At 66.8% G+C, this 25550-nt stretch carries 24 protein-coding genes; 5 read left to right on the top strand and 19 right to left on the bottom strand.

What is annotated here, in order from left to right; genetic code table 11:
• Window positions 1-29 precede the first annotated feature (29 nt).
• Window positions 30-1082 carry an alpha/beta fold hydrolase gene (locus tag MF610_RS09665; RefSeq protein WP_242195563.1) on the bottom strand — a complete coding sequence of 351 codons (1053 nt, stop codon included), beginning with the start codon at window positions 1080-1082 and terminating at the stop codon, window positions 30-32.
• 28 nt (window positions 1083-1110) lie between these two features.
• On the opposite strand from MF610_RS09665, the gene phaR reads away from it, so the two are divergent.
• Window positions 1111-1692 (top strand): polyhydroxyalkanoate synthesis repressor PhaR, encoded by a 582-nt coding sequence (gene phaR / locus MF610_RS09660; RefSeq protein WP_242195560.1) that lies wholly within the window; start codon window positions 1111-1113, stop codon window positions 1690-1692.
• A gap of 544 nt (window positions 1693-2236) precedes the next feature.
• Here phaR and MF610_RS09655 read toward each other — a convergent pair.
• A complete protein-coding gene (locus tag MF610_RS09655) occupies window positions 2237-3037 on the bottom strand; it encodes a class I SAM-dependent methyltransferase (protein WP_242195557.1) in 801 nt (266 codons plus the stop codon).
• 26 nt (window positions 3038-3063) lie between these two features.
• Between MF610_RS09655 and MF610_RS09650 the strand changes: the two genes are divergently transcribed.
• Complete coding sequence (locus tag MF610_RS09650; protein WP_242195554.1) at window positions 3064-3255, top strand: hypothetical protein; 192 nt, start codon at window positions 3064-3066, stop codon at window positions 3253-3255.
• Window positions 3256-3269: 14 nt separating this feature from the next.
• Here MF610_RS09650 and MF610_RS09645 read toward each other — a convergent pair whose 3' ends face one another.
• From MF610_RS09645 to mdh, 10 genes are all read right to left on the bottom strand, one after another.
• Window positions 3270-3785, bottom strand: a complete 516-nt coding sequence (locus MF610_RS09645) for a hypothetical protein (protein WP_242195551.1) — start codon at window positions 3783-3785, stop codon at window positions 3270-3272.
• Between the two features lie 79 nt (window positions 3786-3864).
• Complete coding sequence (locus MF610_RS09640) at window positions 3865-5031, bottom strand: aspartyl protease family protein (protein ID WP_242195548.1); 1167 nt, start codon at window positions 5029-5031, stop codon at window positions 3865-3867.
• A gap of 32 nt (window positions 5032-5063) precedes the next feature.
• Complete coding sequence (locus MF610_RS09635) at window positions 5064-6536, bottom strand: TadA family conjugal transfer-associated ATPase (RefSeq protein ID WP_277924026.1); 1473 nt, start codon at window positions 6534-6536, stop codon at window positions 5064-5066.
• A gap of 365 nt (window positions 6537-6901) precedes the next feature.
• Window positions 6902-8302 carry a dihydrolipoyl dehydrogenase gene (gene lpdA, locus MF610_RS09630; protein ID WP_242195543.1) on the bottom strand — a complete coding sequence of 467 codons (1401 nt, stop codon included), beginning with the start codon at window positions 8300-8302 and terminating at the stop codon, window positions 6902-6904.
• Between the two features lie 15 nt (window positions 8303-8317).
• Window positions 8318-8806, bottom strand: a complete 489-nt coding sequence (locus MF610_RS09625) for a YfbM family protein (RefSeq protein ID WP_242195540.1) — start codon at window positions 8804-8806, stop codon at window positions 8318-8320.
• A gap of 24 nt (window positions 8807-8830) precedes the next feature.
• Window positions 8831-10087, bottom strand: a complete 1257-nt coding sequence (gene odhB / locus MF610_RS09620; RefSeq protein ID WP_242195537.1) for a 2-oxoglutarate dehydrogenase complex dihydrolipoyllysine-residue succinyltransferase — start codon at window positions 10085-10087, stop codon at window positions 8831-8833.
• A 40-nt stretch (window positions 10088-10127) separates the two neighbouring features.
• Window positions 10128-13088, bottom strand: a complete 2961-nt coding sequence (locus MF610_RS09615; protein ID WP_242195534.1) for a 2-oxoglutarate dehydrogenase E1 component — start codon at window positions 13086-13088, stop codon at window positions 10128-10130.
• Between the two features lie 76 nt (window positions 13089-13164).
• Window positions 13165-14049, bottom strand: a complete 885-nt coding sequence (gene sucD / locus MF610_RS09610) for a succinate--CoA ligase subunit alpha (protein ID WP_242195530.1) — start codon at window positions 14047-14049, stop codon at window positions 13165-13167.
• The gene (locus MF610_RS09605; RefSeq protein WP_242195528.1) at window positions 14046-14324 is read right to left on the bottom strand and encodes a hypothetical protein; all 279 of its coding nucleotides are present in this window, start codon (window positions 14322-14324) and stop codon (window positions 14046-14048) included. Before MF610_RS09605 ends, sucD begins: the two co-directional genes overlap by 4 nt.
• Before the next feature lies 1 nt (window position 14325).
• Window positions 14326-15288, bottom strand: coding sequence for a malate dehydrogenase (gene mdh, locus MF610_RS09600; protein ID WP_242195525.1), 963 nt, complete (start codon window positions 15286-15288; stop codon window positions 14326-14328).
• Window positions 15289-15591: 303 nt separating this feature from the next.
• On the opposite strand from mdh, the gene MF610_RS09595 reads away from it, so the two are divergent.
• Together MF610_RS09595 and MF610_RS09590 are read left to right on the top strand one after the other, a co-directional pair.
• Window positions 15592-15873 (top strand): ETC complex I subunit, encoded by a 282-nt coding sequence (locus MF610_RS09595; protein WP_242195520.1) that lies wholly within the window; start codon window positions 15592-15594, stop codon window positions 15871-15873.
• Entirely contained in the window at window positions 15870-16280 is a 411-nt protein-coding gene (locus MF610_RS09590) for a DUF2147 domain-containing protein (protein WP_242195517.1), read from the top strand. Before MF610_RS09595 ends, MF610_RS09590 begins: the two co-directional genes overlap by 4 nt.
• A gap of 5 nt (window positions 16281-16285) precedes the next feature.
• Here the strand turns inward: MF610_RS09590 and MF610_RS09585 are convergent, their stop codons facing one another.
• The 4 genes from MF610_RS09585 to MF610_RS09570 form a co-directional block, all read right to left on the bottom strand.
• On the bottom strand, window positions 16286-16735 hold the full coding sequence (locus MF610_RS09585; protein WP_242195514.1) for a nuclear transport factor 2 family protein: 450 nt from the start codon (window positions 16733-16735) through the stop codon (window positions 16286-16288).
• Between the two features lie 222 nt (window positions 16736-16957).
• Entirely contained in the window at window positions 16958-18601 is a 1644-nt protein-coding gene (gene groL / locus MF610_RS09580; protein ID WP_242195511.1) for a chaperonin GroEL, read from the bottom strand.
• A 79-nt stretch (window positions 18602-18680) separates the two neighbouring features.
• Entirely contained in the window at window positions 18681-18968 is a 288-nt protein-coding gene (gene groES, locus MF610_RS09575) for a co-chaperone GroES (protein ID WP_055757672.1), read from the bottom strand.
• 133 nt (window positions 18969-19101) lie between these two features.
• The gene (locus MF610_RS09570) at window positions 19102-20493 is read right to left on the bottom strand and encodes an MATE family efflux transporter (protein WP_242195508.1); all 1392 of its coding nucleotides are present in this window, start codon (window positions 20491-20493) and stop codon (window positions 19102-19104) included.
• A gap of 277 nt (window positions 20494-20770) precedes the next feature.
• Between MF610_RS09570 and MF610_RS09565 the strand changes: the two genes are divergently transcribed.
• Complete coding sequence (locus tag MF610_RS09565; RefSeq protein ID WP_242195505.1) at window positions 20771-21352, top strand: TetR/AcrR family transcriptional regulator; 582 nt, start codon at window positions 20771-20773, stop codon at window positions 21350-21352.
• Here MF610_RS09565 and MF610_RS09560 read toward each other — a convergent pair.
• The 3 genes from MF610_RS09560 to MF610_RS09550 are packed head-to-tail and all read right to left on the bottom strand — an operon-like array spanning window position 21294 to window position 25454.
• Entirely contained in the window at window positions 21294-22757 is a 1464-nt protein-coding gene (locus MF610_RS09560; RefSeq protein WP_242195503.1) for an efflux transporter outer membrane subunit, read from the bottom strand. The genes MF610_RS09565 and MF610_RS09560 overlap by 59 nt on opposite strands.
• Complete coding sequence (locus tag MF610_RS09555; protein ID WP_242195500.1) at window positions 22757-24313, bottom strand: MDR family MFS transporter; 1557 nt, start codon at window positions 24311-24313, stop codon at window positions 22757-22759. The genes MF610_RS09560 and MF610_RS09555 overlap by 1 nt, the downstream gene beginning before the upstream one ends.
• 1 nt (window position 24314) lies before the next feature.
• Window positions 24315-25454 carry an HlyD family secretion protein gene (locus tag MF610_RS09550; RefSeq protein WP_242195497.1) on the bottom strand — a complete coding sequence of 380 codons (1140 nt, stop codon included), beginning with the start codon at window positions 25452-25454 and terminating at the stop codon, window positions 24315-24317.
• Between the last annotated feature and the right edge of the window lie 96 nt (window positions 25455-25550).

Raw genomic sequence — 25550 nt, 5'->3', positions numbered from 1 at the left:
GCAATCCTTCTTCCAGAACGGTTCGGGCGTTATCTAGTATGCGGAACGTCGCTTAGCCAGCGGGCAAGCGGTTCCCACAACAGCGCCCGTCCGCGACTGCCGACGATCATCCCGACATGGCCCGCGCCGACGATCCGCCGGTCGGGCAGGCCGATCGCGCTGGCGGCGGGCACGATCCGGTCGCTCGCCGCGACGAATTCGACCATCGGCACGCCGGGGTGTGCCGGTACGATCCGGTCACCCACCTGCCAGAGTCCGCGGCCCGGCAGATCGGCATCGAACAGGTCGTCGAACAGTTCGCGCCCTGCCGCATAGGGGATCGGCGCACCGCCATTGGCCCAGTCCTCCAGCGCAATGAACGCCTGTGCCGCATCCGATGCCGGGTCGAGGTCGGCGAAGCGCACGAACTTGTCGACGGTGCGCGCCGGATCGATCTGCCAAAACATCGACTGGAGCAGTTCCATCGGCAACAGACCCAGATGCTCGGCGGTCGGCTGCGCCGCGGTCCAGAGGTCGGCGATCGCCGCGCGGCCCTCCTCGCCGAACCCAGCGAAATGCCACGGCGTCGCGATCAGCGCGATGCCGGCGACCGCCGCATGGCTCGCCGCAGCCAGCGCGATCGTCCCGCCGAGGCAGTATCCGACGACGATCGGCGGCTGGTCGAGCGTCGCCAGCAATCGCGCCGCAACTTGCGCATGATCACCCAGGTCCATCGCGCGATCGCCGGGGCCGGGCGTTCCCCAATCGACCATCAGTACGCGCATGCCTTGCCCGGCCAGCCAGCGCAGCAGCGAATTGTCCGGCGCCAAGTCGAGCACGAACGGCGGATTGATCAGCGACGGAATGACCACCACCGGCCGTCCCGCGCCGCCATAGTCGCGTAGCAGGACCCGTCCGTCGCGTGCGACCGCAGCCGGTGCGGGCGCACGGGGCAGGCGCGGGGCGTCCTGATACAGCCGCAACCCCCGCAGCGCCTGCACCCGCCGCGTGGGGTCTGCCGCGGTTTCGCTGCGCAGCATCGACAGAAACAACGGCAGAGGGCGTGGGCCGTGTTGCGGCGCGGTATCGATCGGTGTACCCATCGTCATATCTTTCGCGCAAGGATTTCGCATGAAGAAGGCAGCGGCCGACGGCAGCCCCGTCATCATCAAGAAATACGCCAACCGCCGTCTCTATAACACCGAGACGTCGTCCTACATCACGCTCGAACACCTCGCGGCGATGACGCGCGAACATCGCGACTTCAAGGTCGTCGATGCCAAGACCGACGACGACATCACGCACAACGTGCTGACGCAGATCATTATGGAAGAGGAGAGCCGGGGGCAGACGCTGCTGCCGGTCAGCTTCCTGCGTCAACTCATCACGCTGTACGGCGATTCGATGCAGGCGATGGTGCCCGGCTATCTGGAGGCGTCGATGGACAGCTTCCGCCGCAACCAAGAACAGTTCAAGACCGCGGTCGAAGGTGCCTTCGCCCACTCGCCCTTCGCCGAGATCGCCAAGCGCAACCTGGCGATGTTCGAGGCGGCCGCGACGGCGTTCAAGCCCGGCGCCAACGGTGCCGCACCCGGTACCGCCGCGCCGACCGCCGGTGGCACGGCGGAAGCACCGCCCGCCAAGACCGACGAAATGGCGGCGCTGCGCGCGGAACTGGCGCGGTTGCAGGACAAGGTCGACAAGCTGGGGTGAGGGGGGCGGGTTGCGTTTTGCCCCGGCCCTTTTCAACGTTCCGCTCCTTCATTCCGTTTGGTTCGAGCCTGTCGAGAACCGGATGGCTCGCGGCGAAGTGTTCTCGACAGACGCTTCTCGACAAGCTCGAAGCTGCTCGAACCAAACGGGGTAGGGCGGGTTGAGCCGGTCCGCCCGGTGACCATCATCAACCCGGACTTGATCCGGGGTCTCGCTTCTTCTCGGTCGCACGCGCAGACGCGACACTCAGCGAAAACCAAGAATTGTCGTCATTCCCGCGAAGGCGGGAATCCATAGACGCCGACGTTTCGGCTGGATGCGCGACGCTCGCGTATATGGACTCCCGCCTGCGCGGGAGTGACGGTAGAGTATGGCACGATCGTCTTGCGTCCAGCGAAATGCCGGTCGATGACGTAATATGGATGTGGCCATCGAGAACGCCGATTATCGTTTTCGGACACTTGTACGTCGCCCGATCCCGGCCTTCGCCGCCATGACCTGTACGGCGGAACAGGAGCAACCGCCACCCGTCCCGCCCGCCGCCTTACCGGGGCTTCACGAACCGCAGCGTCATCCGGTCACTCTCACCGATCGCGGCGTATTTCGCGCGGTCGACATCCTTCAGCCGGTACGTCGGCGGCAGCGTCCACACGCCCTCCGGCCAATCCGCCGTGTCCTTTGGATTGGCGTTCACGTTCGACCGCGCGGCCAGCTTGAACCCGGCCTTGGTGGCAAAGGCGATGACCGAGCTTTCCTTCATATAGCCCGACTTCTCTTCGGCGCCTGCATCGCGCTGTTCGGGCAGGCGATGCTCGACGACGCCCAGCACGCCGCCGGGCTTCAGCATGCGGAACATCGCGGCGAACGCCGCCTGCGCCCGGTCCGCGCCGCCGAAGCGCCAGTTGTGGACGTTGCGGAAGGTCAGCACCTTGTCCGCCACCCCGTCGGGCACGGCGGTCTGGCCCGCTTCGGCCGGGAAGGCCGCCAGCTGGACCTTGCCGAAGGCGGCGGCATCGCGTGCCTGCAGCCGGGCGATCGCCTCGCCGCCGCGCGGCATCGGCGCGGCGGCGACATAGCGGCCCTTGTCGCGCAGCATGGGGGCGAGGATTTCGGTGTACCAGCCGCCGCCCGGCCAGATCTCGACCACCGTGTCGGTCGGCTTAACGCCAAAGAACGCCAGCGTTTCCGCCGGGTGGCGATAGCGGTCGCGCGCGACGTTGGCGGGGGTGCGCGCCGGCGATGCGACCGCAGCGGCGATCGGCCCGCGCGGGGCCTGCGCCGGGGCAGGGGTCAGCGCGACGAGCGCGGCACTTAGGGCTGGCAGCAACAGGGCGGTTCGACGCATGGAAAAACTCCTGACGGGAGGAACGAGTGGACGATACGCGAACGCTGTTATGGACCATCGCCGGCGTGGCGGCGATGCTGTTTGCGCTGTCGGTCTTCGCAGAACGGCGGCGTACGCTGCGCCGCGATCCCGACCGCGTCGGCTGGATGCCATGGACACTGATGCAGCTGATCGCGGTACTGGCGATGGTGTTCGCGGTCGCGATGGCATTGAAATAGATTTGGGTCCGAATTTAAGGATTAGCGGGGCCGGATGATGCCATCAGGGACCGGACGCTTTGCTCCAGCGATGCCAAGGTCGCTTGGAAATCCGCCTTGCCCGTGTCGATCACGAGATCGCTGAAGGAGCGGTTTCCGTATCCCTCCGCGATCATGGCCTTGATACGATCATGTTCTGCGGTGCTGAACGCCCTTCCGCGGCGATCGTCCGTGATCGCGGCATAGGAAGCATGCAGGCTGACGAACACGGGCGTTACGCCGATGTCGGCAAAGTGCCGTCGGAAATAAATCCAGTTCATGCAGCTGAGCGGATAGGCGACGACAACCACCCCGGCACCCTGCAGCCGCATCGAAGCATGATGCACGATCGACCGGCTGGTTTGCAGGATAGAACAATACCATGGCTTGGCCGGATCGGAAAAATCATCGCCATCGATGAAACCGCCCGAGAGCCGGGCCGCGAGACCGCGTCCGAGCGTCGTTTTCCCCGTGCCGATCGGGCCGCTCAGAAAGATCGCATGTCGGTCCATGACGCAAACTTAATGGAGCGCTCGACACAGCGATAGTCGGAGGGTGTGACCCCTTGCCCAAACCCCCGATACCGGCTGCTCAATAAAAATTCGCCAGCGTCAGCGACCGCTCGGCCCCGTCGCACAGCGCCAGCTTGACCACGCGCCCCGGCGTATCGGTGCCCCAGCGCACGTCGATCGTGCCCCCGGACGTCAGCGCGATCGGCTGGCCGTCGACGGTGCAGATCAGCTCGTTCGCCTTCCACCCCGCCTTCGCCGCCGGGCCGCCCGCCATGACGTGCAGCACGCGCAGCCGCGCACGGTCGTAGCCGAGCAGCAGCCCGCTGGTCGATTTGAGCGGCGGCGGCGGGGAATCCGGGTTGGGCGCGATCACCATCTGCCCGGCGGTCGGGTCGAGCAGCACGCGGTAGCGCAGCAACAGCCCGGTGCCGACCCGCCCGGCGACGCGCACCTGTTTGGTAAAGCCGCCATCGCCCTCGATGCGGAGCTCGATCGGGCCGGTCGCCCGGCCGCCCAGCGTCACCGCGTCGGTGACGGTCAGTCCGGCATCGACGACACCGCCCGCGCCGAAGGCGATGGTCGAGGTGACGCGCGCGCCCCTGATCGCTGCCGCGCGCCACTGGCTGCGCGCGATGCTGAGCGAGCCACCGTCGCCGGTATCGACCAGTAGCGGGCGGACGCGATGCTTTCCCAGCATCGCTTCGGTCAGATACAGACCGCTGCCGTTCTGCAGGGTCATCAGCACCTTCGTACCGGCAAAGGGCATCCGCCCGCTGGGCAGCAGCCGGAACCGGCGATTGGCAAAATCGATGTCGAGCGCGTGGCCACCGATCAGGTCGGTGCCGACCAGTACCTCGGCATCGCCCGATGCGCTGGCCAGCAGTTGCGGCAGTTCGATCACCGCGACGCGCCCGCCGCTGCGGCTGAGCGCGCCGAACGCGATCGACTTCGTCCCCGCCCAGTTGACGCGGATCGCACCTCCCAGCGCCACGCCCGACGCTGCGCCGTTCGGATCGATCGTCAGCTTCGCGCGGCGGGCGAATTCGCGGCTGACCGCGCTGTGGTTCAATCCGGTATCGAGCAGCGCCTGTGCCGGCACGCCATCGATCGTCATTGCGAAGCGCAGATGGTTGGCCGACGTCAGCGTGAACGGCACCCAGCGCGCCTCGGCATCCGCCGACAGGGTTTGCGCGTGGGCGGCGGGTGCGGCAAGTAGCAGCAGCGCAAGGAAAAATCGGGCGATCACCGCGCGAACGTAGGGCGCTTCGTGCGCGTGCGCTACAGGCAAGCCTCGAGCAGCGCCTGGTCGAAGCCATATTGCTTGGCCTTGTCCAGCGTATAGGGGCGCATCCCCATCGAGCGGTATTCGCCGATGATCTTGCCGTCGGCGCTCTCGTCCAGATATTCGAACTTGAAGAGTTCCTGCGTGACGATCACCGGGCCTTCCATCCCGATCACCTCGGTAATGTTGGTGACGCGGCGCGAGCCGTCGCGCAGGCGCTTCACCTGTACGATCAGGTCGACCGAATCGGCGATCTGACGACTGATCGCTTCCTTCGGCACCTTGATGTCCGACATCATCACCATGTTCTCCATCCGCGCGAGGCATTCGCGCGGGGAGTTGGAGTGGAGCGTCGCCATCGATCCGTCATGGCCGGTGTTCATCGCCGCCAGCAGGTCGAAACACTCGCTGCCGCGGATTTCGCCCAGGATGATCCGGTCCGGACGCATACGCAGTGCGTTCTTGACCAGATCGCGGATGGTGATCTCGCCTTGCCCCTCCAGGTTCGGCGGGCGGGTTTCGAGCGGGAGCCAGTGCGGCTGTTGCAGGCGCAGTTCGGCGGCGTCCTCGATCGTCAGCACGCGCTCGCCGGGGTCGATCATCTTCGACAGGGCGTTGAGCATCGTGGTCTTGCCCGAACCGGTACCGCCCGAAATGACGATGTTGAAGCGGCTGGCTCCGGCGACCTTCAGCGCGGTCGCCATCTTGGTGCTCATCGACCCGAAGCCGGCCATCATGTCGATGGTGATCGGCTTTGCCGAGAATTTACGGATCGAGATCGCCGTCCCTTTGAGCGAGAGCGGCGGCACGATCACGTTGACGCGGCTGCCGTCCTTCAACCGGGCGTCGGCCAGCGGCGTGGTCTGGTCGACGCGGCGGCCGACCGAGTTGCAGATGCGCTGCGCGATCTGGAACAGATGCTCCTCGTCGCGGAACTGGATCGTCGCCAGCTCCAGCTTGCCCTTGCGTTCGACGAACGTCTGTTCGGGGCCGTTGACCATGATGTCGCTGATCGCCGGATCGGCCAGCAATTCCTCGAGCGGGCCCAAGCCCAGCAGTTCGTCGACCAGCACTTTTTCCAGCGCGAACTGCTCGCGCCGGTTGAGCGTCAGTTTCAGCTCGGCGAGCACTTCGCCTACGATCGGGCGGAATTCCTCGGCCAGTTCGTCCTTGCTCAGCGTCGCGGCGGCTTCGGGATCGACGCGTTCGAGCAGGCGGGGGAGGACCTGTTCCTTGATGCGGTGGATCGAGCTTTCGAAACCCTCGACGCGGCTGTTGCCGGCCTCACCCGACAGCGCCTGACGATCGGCGAGCCGCTGCATCGCGTCGCCCACGCCTTGCGGCAACGCGCCGCCCTGTTCGCCGGGCATCGGTTCGATCTCGCCACCGGGCAGCGATACCTGGCCCAGCGGCGGAAATTGCTGCGCGAGGTCGAGGTCCGCGGGCCGCGCGGGGCCCGATCCCTGCATCGGCCGGGCCACCCCGAAGGACGGCCTGCCGCCACTCGATCCGCCCAAACCGCTCCGCCGCCCGAATGCGTTCACGCTCGCCACCCCGTCCACTGTTCGCAGGCAGCCTAGGCGACAAGCTTTTACAACTTCCTAACCACCGTCCGCGGCGCAGGGTGCGGGGGCAAGGGGCGGCACGCCGTTGCAACGGGACGTCATTCCAGCGAAGGCTGGGTTCTTCCCGTGGCAGCACGCGGCAAGAGCCGCCTGAGACCCCAGCCTTCGCTGGGTGACGTTTCATTCAAGGCTTTTGGGGGGAGCTCGAACGCAAACGGGGCGGGCCATGTCGTCATGCCCGCCCCGTCCGTGTCAGCTTTGCGTTCCGATCAGATGTGGATCGGCTTGCCCTGTACCGCCATCGCCGCTTCCTTCAGCGCCTCGGCATGGGTCGGGTGCGCGTGGCAGGTGTAGGCGATGTCCTCACTGGTCGCGCCGAACTCCATCGCCTGCGCCGCTTGTGCGATCATCGTCCCCGCGAGCGACGAGACGATCCATACGCCGAGCACCTTGTCGCTCTTGGCATCGGCGATGACCTTCACGAAGCCGTCGGTGTCGCGGTTGGTCTTGGCGCGGCTGTTGGCGGCGAAGGGGAACTTGCCGACCTTGATCTCGCCCTTTTCCTTGGCGGCTTCCTCGGTCAGGCCGACGCCGGCGATTTCGGGCATGGTGTAGACGACCGACGGGATCACGTCGTGGTTCACGATACCGGTCTGGCCGGCGATGAACTCGGCCGCGGCGACGCCCTCGTCCTCGGCCTTGTGCGCCAGCATGGGGCCGTGGACCACGTCGCCGATCGCCCAGATGCCGTCGACCTTGGTACGGAATTCGTCGTCGATCTCGACCTGACCACGCTGGTTGACCGACAGGCCCGCCTTGTCGAGCGCGAGGCCTTCGGTGTTCGCGCGGCGGCCGATCGACACCAGTACCGCGTCCGCGGTGATCGTCGTCGCCTCGCCACCCGCCGCCGGTTCGACCGTCAGCGTGGCGGTGCCGCCATCGACGCTCGCGCCGGTGACCTTGGTCGAGGTCTTGAGGTCGAAGCCCTGCTTCTTGAACAGCTTGGCCGATTCCTTGCGGACCTCGCCATCGAAGCCGGGCAGGATCTGGTCGGCATACTCGACCACGGTGACCTTGGCACCGAGGCGCCGCCACACGCTGCCGAGTTCGAGGCCGATCACGCCGCCGCCGATCACCACCAGATGCTCGGGCACCTTGGGCAGCGCCAGCGCGCCGGTCGAATCGACGATGATCGCGGCGTCGTTGTCGACATCGACCCCCGGCAGCGGCATCACCGACGAGCCCGTAGCGATCACGATATCGCGCGCGGTGACGGTGCGGTCGCCGACCTTGACGCTATGGTCGTTCTCGAACGCGGCATAGCCCTTGAGCCATTCGACCTTGTTCTTCTTGAACAGATATTCGATGCCGCCGGTCAGCTCGCCGACCGCCTTCTTCTTTTCGGCATGCATCTGCTCGAGGTTGAGCGACGCGCCCTGGATGTCGACGCCGAACTTGGCGAGGTGGCCGCCGGTGGCCTCCTCGTACAGTTCCGACGCGTGCAGCAGCGCCTTGGACGGGATGCACCCGACGTTCAGGCAGGTGCCGCCCAGCGTCTCGCGCCCTTCGGCGCAGGCGGTCTTGAGCCCGAGCTGTGCCGCGCGGATCGCCGCGACATAGCCGCCGGGCCCGGCACCGATCACGAGGACGTCGAAGTCATAGTCAGCCATTGTCTCTATCCCGTCCTAGTCGTTGTGGGCGATCACGCGGATCGCGCCGTCGCCGGTACGGCGGCATTGTGCCGCAAAGTTGCGCAGGGCCGGAATGCCCCGCATCACATAATCGAGCGCGTCGGCGCCGAAACTATCCGCCATATAGACATCGGCCTTCGCCATCGCACGCGGATCGAAGCGGCGGGCGAGGGTCGCGTCGTCCTGTCGGTCGAGCGCATCGGCGAACGCCCGCATCAGCGGCGGCGCGATCAGGCCGATCCCGCCCTCGCCATTCTCGTCGGCGCCCAGTTCAGGGAGCGCGGCGATGATGATGCCCAGCGTATGCCCGACATCGTCGGCCGATCCGGTCAGCAGGTAATGCAGCGCATGCCACGCTTCGCCGAGGTCGAGAAAGTCGAGATCCTCGACCCCTTCCTCGAACAGGAAATCCTCGAACACCGATGGGTCGGCGACCAGCCGGTCGATGTCGGCATCGCCGGCCCGACGCAGATAGATCACCATGCCCATCGGTGTTCGTCCCGTCCCTTACAGGTCGATCAGCAGGCGCGTCGGGTCCTCGATCGCGTTCTTGAGCGCGACGAGGAAGGTCACCGCCTCGCGACCGTCGATCAGGCGATGGTCGTAGCTGAGCGCGAGATACATCATCGGGCGCACCACGACCTGTCCGTCACGGACGACCGGGCGTTCCTCGATGCGGTGCAGGCCCAGCACCGCCGACTGCGGCGGGTTGATGATCGGGGTCGACATCAGCGACCCGAACACGCCGCCGTTCGAGATCGTGAAGGTACCGCCCTTCATCTCGTCCATCTTGAGGGTGCCGTCCTTGGCGCGCTTGCCGAAGTCGCCGATCGTCTTTTCGACGCCCGCGACCGACAGCTTGTCGGCGTCGCGGATGACGGGGACGACGAGGCCGCCCGGCGCCGACACGGCGACCGAGATATCGGCATAGTCGCGATAGACGATCTCATCGCCCTCGATCGATGCGTTGACCGAAGGAATATCCTTCAGCGCCATCGTCGCGGCCTTCACGAAGAAGCCCATGAAGCCGAGGCGAACACCGTGCTTCTTTTCGAACAGGTCCTTGTACTTCGCGCGCGCCTCGATCACCGCCGTCATGTCGACGTCGTTGAAGGTGGTGAGCAGCGCGGCAGTGTCCTGCGCTTCCTTCAGGCGGCGAGCGATCGTCTGGCGCAGGCGCGTCATCTTCACGCGCTCTTCGCCACGGGTCGGCGCAGCGGCAGCGGCCGGGGCGGCGGCAGGCGCGGCAGCGGCAGGCGCGGCAGCAGCCGACTTGTCACCGGCGGCGGCGACGACGTCTTCCTTGGTGATGCGACCGTCGCGGCCGGTGCCCTTGACCTTGGCCGGATCGACGCCGTGTTCGAGGATCGCGCGGCGCACCGACGGCGACAGCGCGGCGGCGTCGACATTGCTGTCTCCGCCGGCCGGCGCCTGCTGCGCAGCGGCGGGGGCAGGAGCGGGAGCGGCGTCCGCCTTCGGGGCATCGGCCTTGGGCGCTTCGGCCTTCGGCGCAGCGGCGGCGCCGTCGCCCGATTCGATCGTCGCGATCATCGCGCCGACCGATACGGTGTCGCCCGGCTGCACGGCGTGGGCGCCCATGACGCCGGCGACCGGTGCGGGCACCTCGACCGACACCTTGTCGGTTTCGAGGCTCGCGATCGGTTCGTCGGCGGCGACCGCCTCACCGGGCTTCTTCAACCATTCGCCCAGCGTCGCTTCGGTAATCGATTCGCCCAGCGTGGGGACCAGAACTTCGGTTGCCATCGGATCTTCCTCATCTCCCCCGTGGGGGCAAATAACACGGTTAGGATGCGGCCTTGCCGGTGGCGCGTTCGCCCTCGGCCTGACGGGTGCGGCGGATTTCGTCGCGGACATTGTGGCCGAGCGCATCGGCGACCAGCGCGCCCTGTTCGGCCTGGTGACGCTTCATCAGCCCGGTGGCGGGCGATGCCGCCGCCGTACGACCGGCATAGCGGGCGCGCGGGACCGACGAACCGGCCTCGGCCAGCGCTTCCTCGATCAGCGGTTCGACGAGGAACCACGAACCGTTGTTCTTCGGCTCCTCCTGCGCCCAGACCACGTCGGTCAGGTTCGGCAGGTTCTGCAGCCGCGCGACCAGCGCGTCCGACGGGAACGGATAGATCTGTTCCACGCGCACGATCTGCGTCGCGGTATCGCCCGCCGCGTCGCGTGCCTCGATCAGGTCGAACGCGACCTTGCCCGAACACAGCACCAGCCGCGTCGTCGCCTCGTTCGCCGGGGCCGACGGATCGGACAGCAGCCGCTTGAAATGGGTGCCCGGCAGGAAGTCCTCGGTCTTCGACACCGCCATCTTGTGCCGCAGCAGCGACTTGGGCGTCATGATGACGAGGGGCTTGCGGAAGTTGCGATGCATCTGCCGCCGCAGCAGGTGGAACAGGTTGGCCGGCGAAGTGACGTTCGCGACCTGCATATTGTCGCCCGCGCACAGCTGCAGGAAGCGTTCGAGCCGCGCCGAGCTATGCTCCGGACCCTGGCCTTCATAGCCGTGCGGCAGCATCATCACGAGGCCGTTGGCGCGCAGCCACTTGGCTTCGCCCGCGGCGATGAACTGGTCGATCATGATCTGCGCACCGTTGGCGAAATCGCCGAACTGCGCTTCCCAGATCACCAGCGCCTTCGGATCGGCCAGTGCATAGCCATATTCGAAGCCGAGCACGCCGTACTCGGACAGCGGGCTGTCGAGCACTTCGAAACTGCCATGCTCGATCGTCTGGAGCGGCACGAACTTGTGTTCGTCGCTCTGGTCGACCCACACCGCATGACGCTGCGAGAAGGTGCCGCGACCCGAATCCTGCCCCGACAGGCGGACGCCGAACCCTTCGGACAGCAGCGAACCGAACGCCAGCGCCTCAGCAGTCGCCCAGTCGAAGCCTTCGCCGCCGGTGAACATGCCGCGCTTGGCGTCCAGCACCCGAGTCAGCGTCTTGTGGACCTGCAGGTCGTCGGGAACCGTGGTCAGCGTGCGGCCGAGCGAATCGAACAGCTTCTGCTCGATCCCCGTATCGACCGAGCGGCGTGACCCTTCCGGGTCCATCGGCGCGTGCAGCCCCGACCAGCGACCGGCGAACCAGTCGGCACGGTTGGGCTTGTAGCTCTTGGCGTTCTCGAACTCGCCTTCCAGCAGCTGGGTGAACTCGGCGGTCTTGGCGGCGACGAACTCGCTGTCGATCACGCCTTCGGCCGCGAGCCGCTTGCCATAGATTTCGCTGACGCCGGGATGGCCCTTGATCTTGGCGTACATCAGCGGCTGGGTGAACGACGGTTCGTCGCCTTCGTTATGGCCGAAGCGGCGATAGCACCACATGTCGATGACGATGTCGCGCTTGAACTGCTGGCGGAACTCGATCGCCATCTTGGTGGCGAAGGTCACCGCCTCGGGATCGTCGCCGTTGACGTGGAAGATCGGCGCCTGCACGCCCTTCGCCACGTCCGACGGATAGGGCGACGAGCGCGCGAACTGCGGGCTGGTGGTGAAGCCGACCTGGTTGTTGATGATGAAGTGGACGCAGCCGCCGGTATTGTAGCCGCGGATGCCGGAGAAGCCGAGGCACTCCCACACGATCCCCTGACCCGCGAACGCCGCGTCGCCATGGATCAGGACGGGCAGGACTTGTTCGTGCTTTTCCAGGTCGCCGCGGAAGGTCTGCTGCGCGCGCACCTTGCCCAGCACGACCGGGTTCACCGCTTCGAGGTGGCTGGGGTTGGCGACCAGCGACATGTGCACCGACACGTCGTCGAAGCTGCGGTCGGTCGAGGTGCCGAGGTGATATTTGACGTCGCCCGACCCGCCGATATCGTCGGGGTTCGCGCTGCCGCCGGCGAACTCGTGGAAGAGGACGCGGAACGGCTTGTTCATGACGTTGGTCAGCACGTTCAGGCGACCGCGATGCGCCATGCCGTACACGATTTCGCGCACACCCAGCTGGCCGCCGTATTTGATCACCGCTTCCAAGGCCGGGATCATCGATTCACCGCCGTCGAGGCCGAAGCGCTTCGTGCCGACATATTTGCGGCCGAGGAACTTTTCCCACTGCTCGGCCTCGATGACCTTGGCGAGGATCGCCCGCTTGCCCTCGGTGCTGAACTGGATCGCCTTGTCGCGGCCTTCCATCCGGTCCTGCAGGAACTTGCGTTCCTCCACGTCGGCGATGTGCATGTACTCGAGGCCGACATTGCCGCAGTAATTGGCGCGCAGGATTTCGACGATCTCGCGCACGCTCGCCCATTCGAGGCCCAGCGAACCGCCCAGATACACCGGCGTGTCGATTTCGGCATCGGAGAAGCCGTAATATTCGGTGCGCAGATCCTCGGGCAGCTCACGCCGCGCCAGACCCAGCGGATCGAGATTGGCGGCAAGGTGCCCGCGGACGCGATAGGTGCGGATCAGCAGCTGCGCGCGGATCGCGTCGCCCGCGGCCTTCGCCACATCGACCTTGGGTGCGGCAGGAGCGGCCGCCGCGGCGGGCTTGCCGCCCTTGGCGGGCTTCGGCGCCGGTTCCATCTGCGTCGGGTCGAGCGCGGCGGTCAGCGCGTCGGTCTCGGTCAACGGCCAGCGCTTGCTCTGCCAGCTGGGATGCTGAGTCGCACCCTCCAAGCCGTCGAACCACTGACGCCAGCCGGCATCAACCGACGAGGGATCCTCGCGGTAGCGACCATAGAGCGTTTCCACGAATGCCGGGCTGACGCCGGCGGCGATGTCGAAATCCTGGCCTTCGTAGCCCATGGTCGTTTCCTGTCCGCTTGCGCCCGGTCGAACCGGGCAGTGCCCCGTGCGGTTCCCCGCACGGGGCAAGTCACCTTCAGCCGTTCAGCACTTGCAGCAGCGTCGAACCCAGCTCGCTGGGGCTGGCCGCAACCTTGATGCCGGCGGCTTCCATCGCCGCGATCTTGCTTTCCGCGTCGCCCTTGCCGCCCGACACGATCGCGCCGGCATGGCCCATGCGACGGCCCGGAGGCGCAGTGCGACCCGCGATGAAGCCGGCCATCGGCTTGCTGCGACCGCGCTTCGCCTCGTCGATCAGGAACTGCGCGGCCTGTTCTTCCGCATCGCCGCCGATCTCGCCGATCATGATGATCGACTGGGTAGCGTCGTCGGCGAGGAACAGTTCGAGCACGTCGATGAAGTTGGTGCCGTTGACCGGATCGCCACCGATGCCGACCGCGGTCGTCTGACCGAGGCCCGCGTTCGAGGTCTGGAACACCGCCTCATAGGTCAGCGTGCCCGAGCGCGAGACGACGCCGACGCTGCCCTGCTTGAAGATCGACCCCGGCATGATGCCGATCTTGCACTCGCCCGGCGTCAGCACGCCCGGGCAGTTCGGGCCGATCAGCCGCGACTTCGAGCCGCTGAGCGCGCGCTTGACCTTGACCATGTCCAGCACCGGAATGCCTTCGGTGATCGCGACGATCAGCGGAATCTCCGCATCGATCGCCTCGAGGATCGAATCGGCGGCGAAGGGCGGCGGGACGTAGATGACTGAGGCATCGGCGCCGGTCTTCGACTTGGCTTCGGCGACGGTGTTGTAGACGGGCAGGCCGAGATGCTCGGTGCCGCCCTTGCCCGGCGTCACGCCGCCGACCATCTGCGTGCCGTATTCCAGCGCCGCCTTGGTATGGAAGCTGCCGGTTTCGCCGGTCATCCCCTGGGTGATGACCTTGGTGTTCTTGTTGACGAGGATGCTCATTCGCTCTCAATCCTATCGATGCGTGCATTCTGTTCGGCGTTGAAACGAAACAAAATTATCGCGAAACTTACGAAGCCGCCGAACCAAAGCGGTAGAAATCCGAGAAGGATAAAGCCGTGCGGCCCCAGGCCGATGGCGTACAGCGCGACCGCTGACAGCGACATCCAGATGGCGGTGACGAGTAGTCCCGTACCTGCCCGGCTAAACCTAAGTGCGATCAATCCCGGTGCCGCGCCGATCACGACGCAAGCACCGAAAAAGATCGTATCCTCCATCTTACGCCAGCGTCTCGTCGATCCCCTTGCAGGCGACCAGCAGTTCCTTGACCGCGTCGACCGACACGGTGAGGTTCGCCTTGGCTTCGGCGCCCAGCTTTACTTCGACGATCTTCTCGACGCCGCCGGCGCCGATCACGACGGGGACGCCGACATACAGGTCGTCGATGCCGTACTCACCCGACAGATACGCTGCGCAGGGCAGGACGCGCTTCTGGTCGTAGAGATAGGCTTCGGCCATCGCGATGCCGCTGGTCGCGGGCGCGTAGAAGGCCGAGCCGGTCTTGAGCAGGCCGACGATCTCGCCGCCGCCGCCGCGCGTGCGCTTGACGATCGCGTCGACGCGTTCCTTGGTCGACATGCCCATTTCGATCAGGTCGGTTACCGGGATGCCGCTGACGGTCGAATATTCGAGGACCGGGACCATCGTGTCGCCGTGCCCGCCCAGCACGAAGCTGTTGACGTCCTTGACCGACACCTTGAACTCGTCCGCCACGAAGTGGCTGAAGCGCGCGCTGTCGAGGACGCCGGCCATGCCGACGACCTTGTTATGCGGCAGGCCGCTGAATTCGCGCAGCGCCCATACCATCGCGTCGAGCGGGTTGGTGATGCAGATGACGAACGCATCGGGGGCATTGTTCTTGATGCCCTCGCCAACGGCCTTCATCACCTTCAGGTTGATGCCGAGCAGGTCGTCGCGGCTCATGCCCGGCTTGCGCGCGACGCCGGCGGTGACGATGATGACGTCCGCGCCCGCGATGTCGGCATAGTCGTTGGTGCCGGTGATCGTCGCGTCGAACCCTTCTACGGGTCCGCACTGCGACAGGTCCAGCGCCTTGCCCTGCGGCACGCCGTCGACGACGTCGAACAGAACGATGTCACCCAGCCCCTTAAGGGCGGCGAGGTGGGCGAGGGTTCCGCCGATGTTGCCAGCGCCGATCAGCGCGATCTTCTTGCGAGCCAAGACGTCTCTCTCCGTAGCAAGTTCGGACGCGGTCCTGCCGCGACGCGGGCGCTGTACGGCGTTTTGCCCGGAGAAACAACCCTAAAGCGCGCTTTAATGATAACGTATCGCAAAAGCAATATAGATCGTTCGTGGCAGTTTCGTGGCGGTTTGGCCGATCGCGGCTGCCGGAAATGGCTTTATCGGTTGATTCGTCTTGCACTGGTATTCGATTCGGACGCGTTGTCGTCGCGACTCTGCTGGCATGATGCGCCGGCTTTGCTATGCAGGGGCTAATTCGCGATCGCTCACAAGGTTTCGTCCATGCCCAACGCCCGTATCTATCAGATCCCCAAGAACGCGATGCAGTCGGGTCGCGCCAAGACGCATACCTGGATGCTGGAGTTCGAACCGACCGAGGCGAAGCAGGCCGATCCGCTGACCGGCTGGGCCGGGTCGGGGGACACGCGCGAGCAGGTGAAGCTGCAATTCCCGACGCTCGACGCCGCGACGGACTATGCCCGGCGCGAGGGGATCGAATACCACGTCGCGCCGGCGCCCGAGCGCAAGCTGAAGCTGCAAGCCTATGCAGACAACTTCAAATGATCCGCCCGATGGTCGCAACCGCCGCGCTGCTGATCGCGGTCCCGGCATCGGCCGCGACGCCGATTGCCGGGCGCTATCTGACCGAGGACGGGGCGGGTGTGATCGAGGTCGGTCGCTGCGGCAATCGCGTGTGCGGCAGGCTGGTGCGCATCCTGAAATCGGAACCGAACGCGCCCAAGACCGACGTCAACAACAGCGATCCGGCGCTGCGCTCGCGGCCGATCCTCGGCATGCCGATCCTGTCGAACTTCGCCGATGCGGGCAGCGACTGGCGCGGGCGCATCTACGACCCGCGCAACGGCAAGACCTACAAGTCGATCGTGTCGCGCCAGCCGAACGGGTCGCTGAAAGTGCAGGGGTGTATCGCGATCTTCTGCCAGACGCAGGTGTGGAAGCCGGCGGGGTAAGGCGGTTATCGCGCCTCGGCGATGGTCGCTTGTCGCGCGATCAGGCGCCAGCCCTCGGGCCGTTTGGCCCATATGTCGGTGAACGGACGCATCACCTGTTTTCCGGCACCCGGTCCCTTGACCGGAACCATCGTGTCGTACCCCATGACCACCGTCACTTCCGGCTTTTCGCCGACGAAGGCGATGTGCTTGTGGAAATCGCGATATTCCAAGAAGTCCTGCGCCATCACGGCGATGACTTCTTCGCGCCGCAGGACGCGGTTGTCGGGGGAGTTCACAATGAAGTCGTCCGCCCACACCGCGCGGACGCCGTCGGCGTCGCGGGCCATGATCGCCTTGCCCAGTCGCCCATAGGCCGCGCCGATGTCAGGCGGCATGCGTAGGCCGGGGGCAAGCTGCGCCGCAGCGGGCAGTGCGATGACGAGCGATGACAGTAGCGCGAATTGCTTGAGCATGATGGGCTCACCGATCGACGGGGCGGATCATGCTACCGGCGCCGATCGCCGGCAATAGGGGGCGGACAGGGAAAAGGCCGGGAAGGGGGGTCCCTTCCCGGCCTTTTCTGCCTTGAGCAGAACCGGCACCGGCGAAGCCGGTGCCCGTCGGTCGGGTGCCTTGGCACCCGCCGGCCGTTCTGATCTTGTATCCGGGGCAGGTTTCCCTGCCCCGGTCCAAAATCAGAAGTCCATACCACCCATGCCGCCCATGCCGCCGCCGGCAGGCATCGACGGTGCCTTGTCTTCCGGCAGTTCCGAAACGGTCGCTTCGGTGGTGATGAGCAGGCCGGCGACCGAGGCCGCGTTCTGCAGCGCGGTGCGGACGACCTTGGTCGGGTCGATCACGCCGGCGGCGACGAGGTTCTCGTACACGTCGGTCGATGCGTTGAAGCCGAACGAAGTGTCGTTCTGGTCAAGCAGCTTGCCCGAGACGACCGCACCGTCGTGGCCGGCGTTCTGTGCGATCTGGCGGACCAGCGAGGTCAGCGACTTGCGGACGATGTCGACGCCGCGCGTCTGGTCGTCGTTCGCGCCGGTGACGCCGTCGAGCGCCTTGGTCGCGTACAGCAGCGCGGTGCCGCCACCGGGGACGATGCCTTCCTCGACGGCTGCGCGGGTCGCGTGCAGTGCGTCGTCGACGCGGTCCTTGCGCTCCTTCACTTCGACCTCGGTCGCACCGCCGACCTTGATGACCGCGACGCCACCGGCGAGCTTCGCCAGACGCTCCTGCAGCTTTTCACGGTCATAGTCCGACGAGGTGACTTCGATCTGCTGACGGATCGCATCGGTGCGGCCCTTGATCGCGTCGGCTTCACCGGCGCCGTCGACCAGCGTGGTGTTGTCCTTGTCGATCGTCACGCGCTTGGCGGTGCCGAGCATGCCCAGCGTCACGGTCTCGAGCTTGATGCCGAGGTCTTCGCTGATGACTTCGCCCTTGGTCAGGATCGCGATGTCTTCCAGCATCGCCTTGCGACGATCGCCGAAGCCCGGGGCCTTGACCGCTGCGACCTTCAGGCCGCCGCGCAGCTTGTTGACGACGAGGGTCGCCAGCGCTTCGCCTTCGATGTCCTCGGCGATGATCAGCAGCGGACGGCCCGACTGTACCACCGCTTCGAGGATCGGCAGCATCGCCTGCAGCGACGACAGCTTCTTCTCGTGGATCAGGATGTACGGGTCGTTGAGTTCGACCTGCATCTTTTCCGGGTTGGTGATGAAGTACGGCGACAGGTAGCCGCGGTCGAACTGCATGCCTTCGACGACGTCGAGTTCGAATTCGAGACCCTTGGCCTCTTCGACGGTGATGACGCCTTCCTTGCCGACCTTTTCCATGGCTTCGGCGATCTTTTCGCCGACTTCACGGTCGCCATTGGCCGAGATGATGCCGACCTGGGCGATCTCGTTGGTGCCCGACACCGGCTTCGAACGCGCCTTGATGTCCTCAACGACCTTGGTCACGGCGATATCGATGCCGCGCTTCAGGTCCATCGGGTTCATGCCGGCGGCGACCGACTTCATGCCTTCGCGGACGATCGCCTGCGCCAGCACGGTGGCGGTGGTGGTGCCGTCGCCCGCGATGTCGTTGGTCTTCGAGGCCACTTCGCGCACCATCTGTGCGCCCATGTTCTCGAACTTGTCCTTCAGTTCGATTTCCTTGGCGACCGACACACCGTCCTTGGTGATGCGGGGCGCGCCGAACGACTTGTCGATGACGACGTTGCGGCCCTTCGGCCCGAGCGTCACCTTCACCGCGTCGGCGAGGATGTCGACGCCGCGCAGGATGCGTTCGCGGGCGTCACGACCGAATTTTACGTCCTTGGCTGCCATGGTGGCTACCCTTTCCAAATGTCAAAGTTCACTAAGTTCACACTCGCGACGCAAGTGTGACAGGATCAGAACCGGTCGCTCAGCCAACGATGCCGAGGATGTCCGATTCCTTCATGATGAGCAGGTCTTCGCCGTTCACCTTGACCTCGGTGCCCGACCACTTGCCGAACAGGATGCGGTCGCCGGCCTTGACGTCGAGCGGCGAAACTTCGCCCTTGTCGTTCTTGGCACCGGCGCCGGCGGCGACGACTTCGCCTTCCTGCGGCTTTTCCTTGGCGGTGTCGGGGATGATGATCCCGCCGAGCGTCTTTTCCTCGGCCTCGACGCGGCGGACGAGCACGCGGTCGTGCAGCGGACGGAAGTTCATGCGCGGTTCCCTTTAGTATGTTGAACGGTCTTGGCACTCACCGATCGGGAGTGCCAGCAGCCGGGATATGTGGAGCCGTTCGGCGACCGTCAAGCAGCGCCGGAACAAATTTGCGGGTAATACGTGGCCGCGATCAGACGGGCCGAACCAGCCCCAGTTTTTCCCGCCGCCGCCAGCGGTCGACCAGCAGCAACGCGACGACCAGCAGTCCGAGCGCAAGTCCGATCCACACGCCGGTGCCGGCGAGCGGGGTCCAGAAGCCCAGCGCCACTGAAATGGTGAAGCCGACCGCCCAATAGCCGATCAGCGCGATCACCATCGGCACGCGCGTATCCTGCACCCCGCGCAGCACGCCCGCCGCGACGGCCTGCGCTCCGTCGGCGAGCTGAAAGATCGCGGCGATGGCGAGATATTGCAGCGCCAGCGCGATCATCGCCGTATTGGCGGGCGCGTCGACATCGACATAGACCGACAGGAACGCGCGCGGGAACAGCCACAGGATCAGCGCGGTGAACCCCATGAAGCCGGTGCCGACCGCCAGCGCCGACCAGCCCGCGCGCGCGATCCACAGCCGGTCGCGCGCGCCGTACGCCAGGCCGACGCGGATCGTCGCCGCCTGCGCGATGCCGAACGGCACCTGGAACAGGAAGGCGGCGATCTGCAACGCTATGGCGTGGGCGGCTACTTCGGTCACGCCGATCCGGCCCATCAGGAAGCCGGCGGCGGAGAACAATGCTCCTTCGAAGGTCATCGTCGCCGCGATCGGCAGGCCCAGCACGACGATCTGGCGCAGGCGCGACCCTTCGCCGCGCCACCAGTTGCCGAACAGGTGGAAGCGCCGCAGCCGCCGGTCGATGACCAGCACCGCGGCATAGGCGAGCATCATCGCGATCGCGGTCGACAGGCTGGCGATCGCCGATCCCTCCAACCCCAGCGCGGGGAAGCCGAAATTGCCGAACACCAGCAGCCAGTTGACGAACACCGACACGCCCAGCCCCATGGCGGTGATCGCCATCGCCCAGCCGGGTCGGCCGAGCGCCGAGGCGGTGATGCGCATCACGGTGCCGGTCAGCGCCGGGACCAGCGCCCAGAGCAGGATGTCGAGGAAGGCGTCGGCGCGGGCGGCGACGCGCGCATCCTGTCCGGCGAGCAGCAACAGGCTCTGGCCATGCGCCATCAGGGCCATGAACGGAATGGCGCCCAGCACCGCGATCCACGCCGCCATGCGGAACGATCGGCGAACCTCGCGCACCGCATGGCGGCGCTGGCCCAGTTCGGCAGCGATGATCGGCGCGGCGGCACCGACCAAGCCGGACAGCGCGAACAGGATGACGCTGTAGACATAGACGCCCAACGTCGCGGCGGCGAGTTCGACCTCGCCCAGCCGCGCCACGAACACCACGTCGACCGCATAGACCGCCATCTGCAACAGGTTCGCGCCGACCAGCGGCGCGGCGAGCCGCAGCGTCGCGGCCAGTTCGGCGCGGGCGGTCGCGGGCGCAGCGGGGGCGGCGGCGTTGGTCATGGGAGGGCGTGTAGTCGGTTGGCGGTGGGGATGCCAGTTGGGGGGCGTGGTGAGGAATACGGGTTGAAGCCCAGCCTGCGCTGGGGCGACGGATGGGGAAAGATCTTCCTTCGTCACTCACGCGAAGGCAGGAGTCCATATGCGCCGACCGCGCGGTTCCAGCCGGACCGTCGGCGTGTATGGATTCCCGCCTTCGCGGGAATGACGCGGGGTAGGGGCAAGCACGACGTTGCCCCACCCCCATGACGCCGCCCGTTTTTCCCGGTAGGGCAAGGCGATGACCGAACCCGCCGACCCCCGGCCGACCCGCGCACCGCGTCGCGATGCCGCCCGGCGGCGTGAGGCATTGATCGCCGCTGCCGCCGCGCGTTTCGCCGAACAGGGCTATGGCGTACCGCTGGAGACGATCGCCGCCGCCGCCGGGGTCGGGCGGGCGACGCTATACCGCAATTTCGTGGATCGCGAGGCGTTGGCGCTGGCGATCTTTTCCAGCGCGGTCGACCGGCTGGAGGCGATGATCGATCCGCAAGCACCGATCGCCGCCACGCTGGCGACGACGGTGCGGGCTGGGACCGGTGCGCTGTCGCTGTTCGCGCGGATCGCCGCCGATCTGCATCTCGACGATGCCAACCGGGCGGCGTTCCAGCAGTTGGCGACGCGGATGGAGACGATGTTCGCACCGGTGCTGGCCGCGGCGCAGGCGCGCGGCGAGGTGAGCGGCGAGGTGACCCCCCGCGACCTCGTCCTGTCGATGCGCATGGCGGGCAGCGTGGTGCTGCCGTTCATGGACGAGGCCGAGGTCAGCGCGAAGATCGAGGTGGCGTTGCGGTTGCTGCTGAACGGCCTGCGTCCACGCTGACCGGGTCGGTCCAGCCAAGGCCCAGCGCCTTGTTCACCGCGATATAGCTCTGGGTCAGCTGGGCGCGCGCCTGCGTTACCGCGCTGGTCGCCGACAGCTGTTGGCGTTCGACGTCGAGCTGGTCGATCAGCGTGGTGGTGCCCGCCGCCACCCGTTGCCGGTTGAGCGCGGTGGCGCGAGCGGCGGTCGCCTGCGCCTGCACCAGCTGGCCCAGTTGTGCGCGCGTGTTGCCGAAGCGCGATAGCGCGGTTTCGGCGTCCTGCAGCGCGTCGAGCACGGTCTTGCGATAGGTCGCGTCGGCCTGGTCGCGCTGCGCCTCGCTGACGCGGGTGGCAGCGCGGTTCTTGCCGAAATCGAGGAACGACCAGCTTAGCGAGGGCGCGGCGAGCGCCGTCAGGTTGCCGAGGTCGAAGACCGAACCGGGCGAGGTGCCGCCGAGGCCAAGCAGCCCGAGGAAACGGATGCCGGGCAGTTCGCGCGCCTTTGCCACGCCGATCGCGGCGGTACCGGCGGCGAGCTGGCGTTCGGCGGCGCGGACGTCGGGGCGGCGGGCGATCAGTGCGGCGGGATCGCCGACCGCGACCTGCGCCGGGGGCAGCGGTACCGGCACGACGGCGCTGAGCGTCGCGTCGAGCGCGCCGGGGGTGCGGCCGGTCAGCACCGCCAGCTGGTTCAGATATTCGTCGCGCTGCGCGGCCAGCGGGATCGCCTGCGCCTGCGTATTTTCCAGCTGGGTCTGGAGCCGTTCGACCGACAGCTGCGACGCGGTGCCGGCGGCGAGGCGCTGGCGGGTGAGCGCAAGTTGTTGTTGTTGCAACCGGGTGGTGGCGTCGCTCAAGCCGATGCGGGCCTGTACGTCGCGCAAGGCGACATAGGCCTGCGCGACGCCGGCCGACAGCGACACCTGTACGTCGGCAAGGTCGGCGATGCGTGCGTCGCCGGTCGCGCGGGTCTGTTCGATCTGGCGCCGGCCGCCGCCGAACAGGTCGAGTTCCCAGCTGGCATTGGCGCCGACATTGTAGAATTGCACGCTGGTGGCGTCGCTGCCGGGCTGGAACGGCGGCAGTTCGGCGGCGAGCACCGTGGCGTTGGCGCTGGCGCTGGGTTTCAGCGAGGCGCGCTGTTGCGACAGTTGCGCTTGGGCCTCGCGGACGCGGGCGAGCGCCTGATCGATGGTCGGGCTGTGCGCCAGCGCATCGTCGACGAGGCGGGTGAGCAGCGGGTCGTTAAGTCCTTCCCACCAGCGCGCCAGACCGGGGGCGGGGGTAAAGGCGGGATCGGTCGCGCGCACGAAATTGCCGCGCGTCACCGCATCGGTGGCCGTGGCGGGCGGGCCGGCATAGTTCGGGCCGACGGTGCAGGCGCCGAGCAGCAGCAGGGCGGACAGGGAAAGCGTTCGGGTCATCAGTGCACCGTGGCCGGTTCGACGCCCTTGGGCAGGGGCCGGAGGAAAAAGACGAGCGGCAGGACGGCGAAGGCGCCGACGCCCATGATCCAGAAGATATCGTTGTAGGTCATGGTCAGCGCTTCCGCCGAAATCTGCCCAGACAGCAGGCGCATGCCGGCCGACGGGTCGCCGACCGCGCGGCCGAGCTGTGCGACGTAGCTCTGCACCGCTTCGCTGTTCGCGTTCAGGCTCTCCTCCATCCGGCGCGAATGGAAATACATCCGCTGGTCCTGCAGGATCGAGATGCCGGCGAGCGAGAAGCTGCCGCCCAGATTGCGGAACGCGTTGAACAGCCCCGACGCGTCGCCGGCATCCTCGGGCGGGACCGAGCGGACGCAGGCCTGGCTGAGGAACAGCATTGCGAGAATCTGCCCCACGCCGCGCAGCAGCTGCGACACGGTGAAGTCGGGGCCGGACGACAAGGCGGTCAGGTTCGCGTCGAGCAGCGCGGCGGTGCCCATGATGAGCAGCCCCGACGCCACCGCGATGCGAATGTCGATGCGCTTCAGCAGGATCGGGACCAGCGTCATCATGATCAGGCTGGGGATGCCCGACAGCAGCACGACCTTGCCCGCCTGCAACGCGTTATAGTTGGCGAGTGCGGCGAGGAATTGCGGGATGGCGTAGCTGGTGCCGTAGAGGACGATGCCGAGCACGATTCCCATCAGCGCGACCGATCCGAACTGGCGGTCGAGCAGCAGCTTCAGCTTGATGATCGGCCGCGGTGCGGTCGCCTGTCCCCAGAACAGCAGGACGAAGCCGATGACGCTGGTGAACGCCATCCAGCGGATCAGTTCGGAATCGAACCATTGTTCGCGCTGCCCGTCCTCGAGGAACACGGTCAGCCCGCCCAAACCCAGCGCGAGGCCGGCGATGCCGAGCCAGTCGGCCTGACGGAACAGGTGCAGCTTCGCCTTTTCATGCGGCAGCCCGACCAAGAGCAGCGTGATGAGGATCGCGCAGATCGGGATGTTGAGGAAGAAGGCATAGTGCCAGCTGATATTCTCGGTCAGCCAGCCGCCGACCAGCGGCCCCAGCACCGGCCCGAGGATCGCGGTCACGCCGAACACGGCGATGCCGATCGGCTGTTGCGAGCGCGGCAGGCGCTGCGCGATGATCGTCTGCGCGGTCGGGATCATCGCCCCGCCGGTAAACCCCTGTCCGACGCGGCCGAAGATCATCATCGGCAGCGTGGTGGCGATGCCGCAGATCACCGAAAAGACGGTGAACAACCCGGCGGCGACCAGCAGGAAGGTGCGCATCCCCAGCATCCGCTGCAGCCAGCCGGCCATCGGGATGATCACGATCTCGGCGACGAGATAGGCGGTGGCGATCCACGTCCCCTCGGTCCCGCTGGCGCCGATTTCGCCCTGGATCGTCGGCAGCGCCGAATTGACGATCGAGATGTCGAGCGTCGCCATCAGCGCGCCGAGATTGCCGGCGATCACCGCCAGCCATGCGGCGAGGTCGGCGCGTTCGGGCGGGGCGGCGGCGGCTACGCCCGCGCTGGCCATCTCAACGGTCCGCCTGTTCGCGCAAGCGTTTCAGCTCGTCGCGCGCGCTGCGGGTGTCGACGGTCACCGTCACCGACAGGCCGGGTACCAGCAGGCGGCGGGCGGCGGGCGTCGCCTCGATCGAGACGCGCACCGGCACGCGCTGCGTGATCTTGGTGAAGTTGCCGGTCGCGTTTTGCGGCGGCAGGAGCGAGAATTGCGCGCCGGTGCCCGGCGCGAGGCTTTCGACCCGGCCCTTCACTGCTACGCCGTCGAGGGCGTCGACGCTGATCTCGACCGGCTGGCCCGGCCGCATCAGCGCGAGCTGCGTTTCCTTGAAATTGGCGGTGATATAGAGCCGGTCGAGCGGGACGACCGACATGAGGCGCGTGCCGGCCTGCACGAACTGGCCGATCGTCACCGTCTTGTCGCCGATGCGGCCGCCGATCGGCGCGGTCAGCTGGGTCGCGCCGACATCGACGCTGGCGGCGGCAAGCTGCGCGCGGGCGGCCTGTCCTTGTGCGCGACCCTGCGCCACCTGACTTTCCAGCGAACCGACGCGGCGTTGTTGCGCGGCGACGGCGGCCTCAGCAGCGCGGACATTGTCGGCCGACTGGCGCGCGGTGATTTCGAGCTGGGCCAGCTGCTGCCGGGTTTCGGCACCCGACGCGGCGAGCGGGCGGTAGCGGGCGACCTCGGCGGCGTCATAGGCGGCCTTGCTGCGTGCGGCGGCGAGCTGGGCCTGCGCCTGATCGATCGCGGCAAATTGTTCGCGGATCTGTGCGCGGGCGGTATCGGCCTGTGCCCCGGCGACCGCGATCTGCGCCTCGGCCTGCGCCGCCTGCGCGCGGGCGTCGCGCGGGTCGATGCGGACCAGCGGCTGGCCGGCCGTCACGTCCTGATTCTCGGCGACCAGCACCTCGGCGACATAGCCCGACACGCGCGGGGCGATCGTCACCATGTCGGCCTGCACGGTAGCGTCGTTGGTTTCCTCGAAGAATTTGCCGTTGTTCTGATAGTCGACATACCACCAGATGCCGCCGACCAGCGCGATCAGCACCACCGCCAGCAGGATCAGCTTCGTGCGCGGGCTGATACGCTTGGCGGGCCGTTCGCCCGCGTCGTCTTGTGCCGCTTCGTCACCCTGCCGTTCGTCGCTCATCGCCTGCTCGCCACCCGTGCGGGGCCACAGTGTCCCGCGAGGTTCGGCTGATAAGCGGACAAAATGTCCGGATCAAGGCGGGTGTTGGTGCAGTGC

Source organism: Sphingomonas hankookensis (genome assembly GCF_022664465.1).
In the GTDB taxonomy this organism is placed as follows: domain Bacteria; phylum Pseudomonadota; class Alphaproteobacteria; order Sphingomonadales; family Sphingomonadaceae; genus Sphingomonas; species Sphingomonas hankookensis.
This window is presented reverse-complemented; position numbering and strand designations above follow the sequence as displayed.

What these genes read in the sequence shown, in the direction of transcription:
- MF610_RS09665 (WP_242195563.1), bottom strand. Translation starts at nt 1,082, where the DNA reads ATGGGTACACCGATCGATACCGCGCCGCAACACGGCCCACGCCCTCTG.
- phaR (WP_242195560.1), top strand. Translation starts at nt 1,111, where the DNA reads ATGAAGAAGGCAGCGGCCGACGGCAGCCCCGTCATCATCAAGAAATAC.
- MF610_RS09655 (WP_242195557.1), bottom strand. Translation starts at nt 3,037, where the DNA reads ATGCGTCGAACCGCCCTGTTGCTGCCAGCCCTAAGTGCCGCGCTCGTC.
- MF610_RS09645 (WP_242195551.1), bottom strand. Translation starts at nt 3,785, where the DNA reads ATGGACCGACATGCGATCTTTCTGAGCGGCCCGATCGGCACGGGGAAA.
- MF610_RS09635 (WP_277924026.1), bottom strand. Translation starts at nt 6,536, where the DNA reads ATGCAGGGATCGGGCCCCGCGCGGCCCGCGGACCTCGACCTCGCGCAG.
- lpdA (WP_242195543.1), bottom strand. Translation starts at nt 8,302, where the DNA reads ATGGCTGACTATGACTTCGACGTCCTCGTGATCGGTGCCGGGCCCGGC.
- MF610_RS09625 (WP_242195540.1), bottom strand. Translation starts at nt 8,806, where the DNA reads ATGGTGATCTATCTGCGTCGGGCCGGCGATGCCGACATCGACCGGCTG.
- odhB (WP_242195537.1), bottom strand. Translation starts at nt 10,087, where the DNA reads ATGGCAACCGAAGTTCTGGTCCCCACGCTGGGCGAATCGATTACCGAA.
- MF610_RS09615 (WP_242195534.1), bottom strand. Translation starts at nt 13,088, where the DNA reads ATGGGCTACGAAGGCCAGGATTTCGACATCGCCGCCGGCGTCAGCCCG.
- sucD (WP_242195530.1), bottom strand. Translation starts at nt 14,049, where the DNA reads ATGAGCATCCTCGTCAACAAGAACACCAAGGTCATCACCCAGGGGATG.
- MF610_RS09605 (WP_242195528.1), bottom strand. Translation starts at nt 14,324, where the DNA reads ATGGAGGATACGATCTTTTTCGGTGCTTGCGTCGTGATCGGCGCGGCA.
- MF610_RS09595 (WP_242195520.1), top strand. Translation starts at nt 15,592, where the DNA reads ATGCCCAACGCCCGTATCTATCAGATCCCCAAGAACGCGATGCAGTCG.
- MF610_RS09590 (WP_242195517.1), top strand. Translation starts at nt 15,870, where the DNA reads ATGATCCGCCCGATGGTCGCAACCGCCGCGCTGCTGATCGCGGTCCCG.
- MF610_RS09585 (WP_242195514.1), bottom strand. Translation starts at nt 16,735, where the DNA reads ATGCTCAAGCAATTCGCGCTACTGTCATCGCTCGTCATCGCACTGCCC.
- groL (WP_242195511.1), bottom strand. Translation starts at nt 18,601, where the DNA reads ATGGCAGCCAAGGACGTAAAATTCGGTCGTGACGCCCGCGAACGCATC.
- groES (WP_055757672.1), bottom strand. Translation starts at nt 18,968, where the DNA reads ATGAACTTCCGTCCGCTGCACGACCGCGTGCTCGTCCGCCGCGTCGAG.
- MF610_RS09570 (WP_242195508.1), bottom strand. Translation starts at nt 20,493, where the DNA reads ATGACCAACGCCGCCGCCCCCGCTGCGCCCGCGACCGCCCGCGCCGAA.
- MF610_RS09565 (WP_242195505.1), top strand. Translation starts at nt 20,771, where the DNA reads ATGACCGAACCCGCCGACCCCCGGCCGACCCGCGCACCGCGTCGCGAT.
- MF610_RS09560 (WP_242195503.1), bottom strand. Translation starts at nt 22,757, where the DNA reads ATGACCCGAACGCTTTCCCTGTCCGCCCTGCTGCTGCTCGGCGCCTGC.
- MF610_RS09555 (WP_242195500.1), bottom strand. Translation starts at nt 24,313, where the DNA reads ATGGCCAGCGCGGGCGTAGCCGCCGCCGCCCCGCCCGAACGCGCCGAC.
- MF610_RS09550 (WP_242195497.1), bottom strand. Translation starts at nt 25,454, where the DNA reads ATGAGCGACGAACGGCAGGGTGACGAAGCGGCACAAGACGACGCGGGC.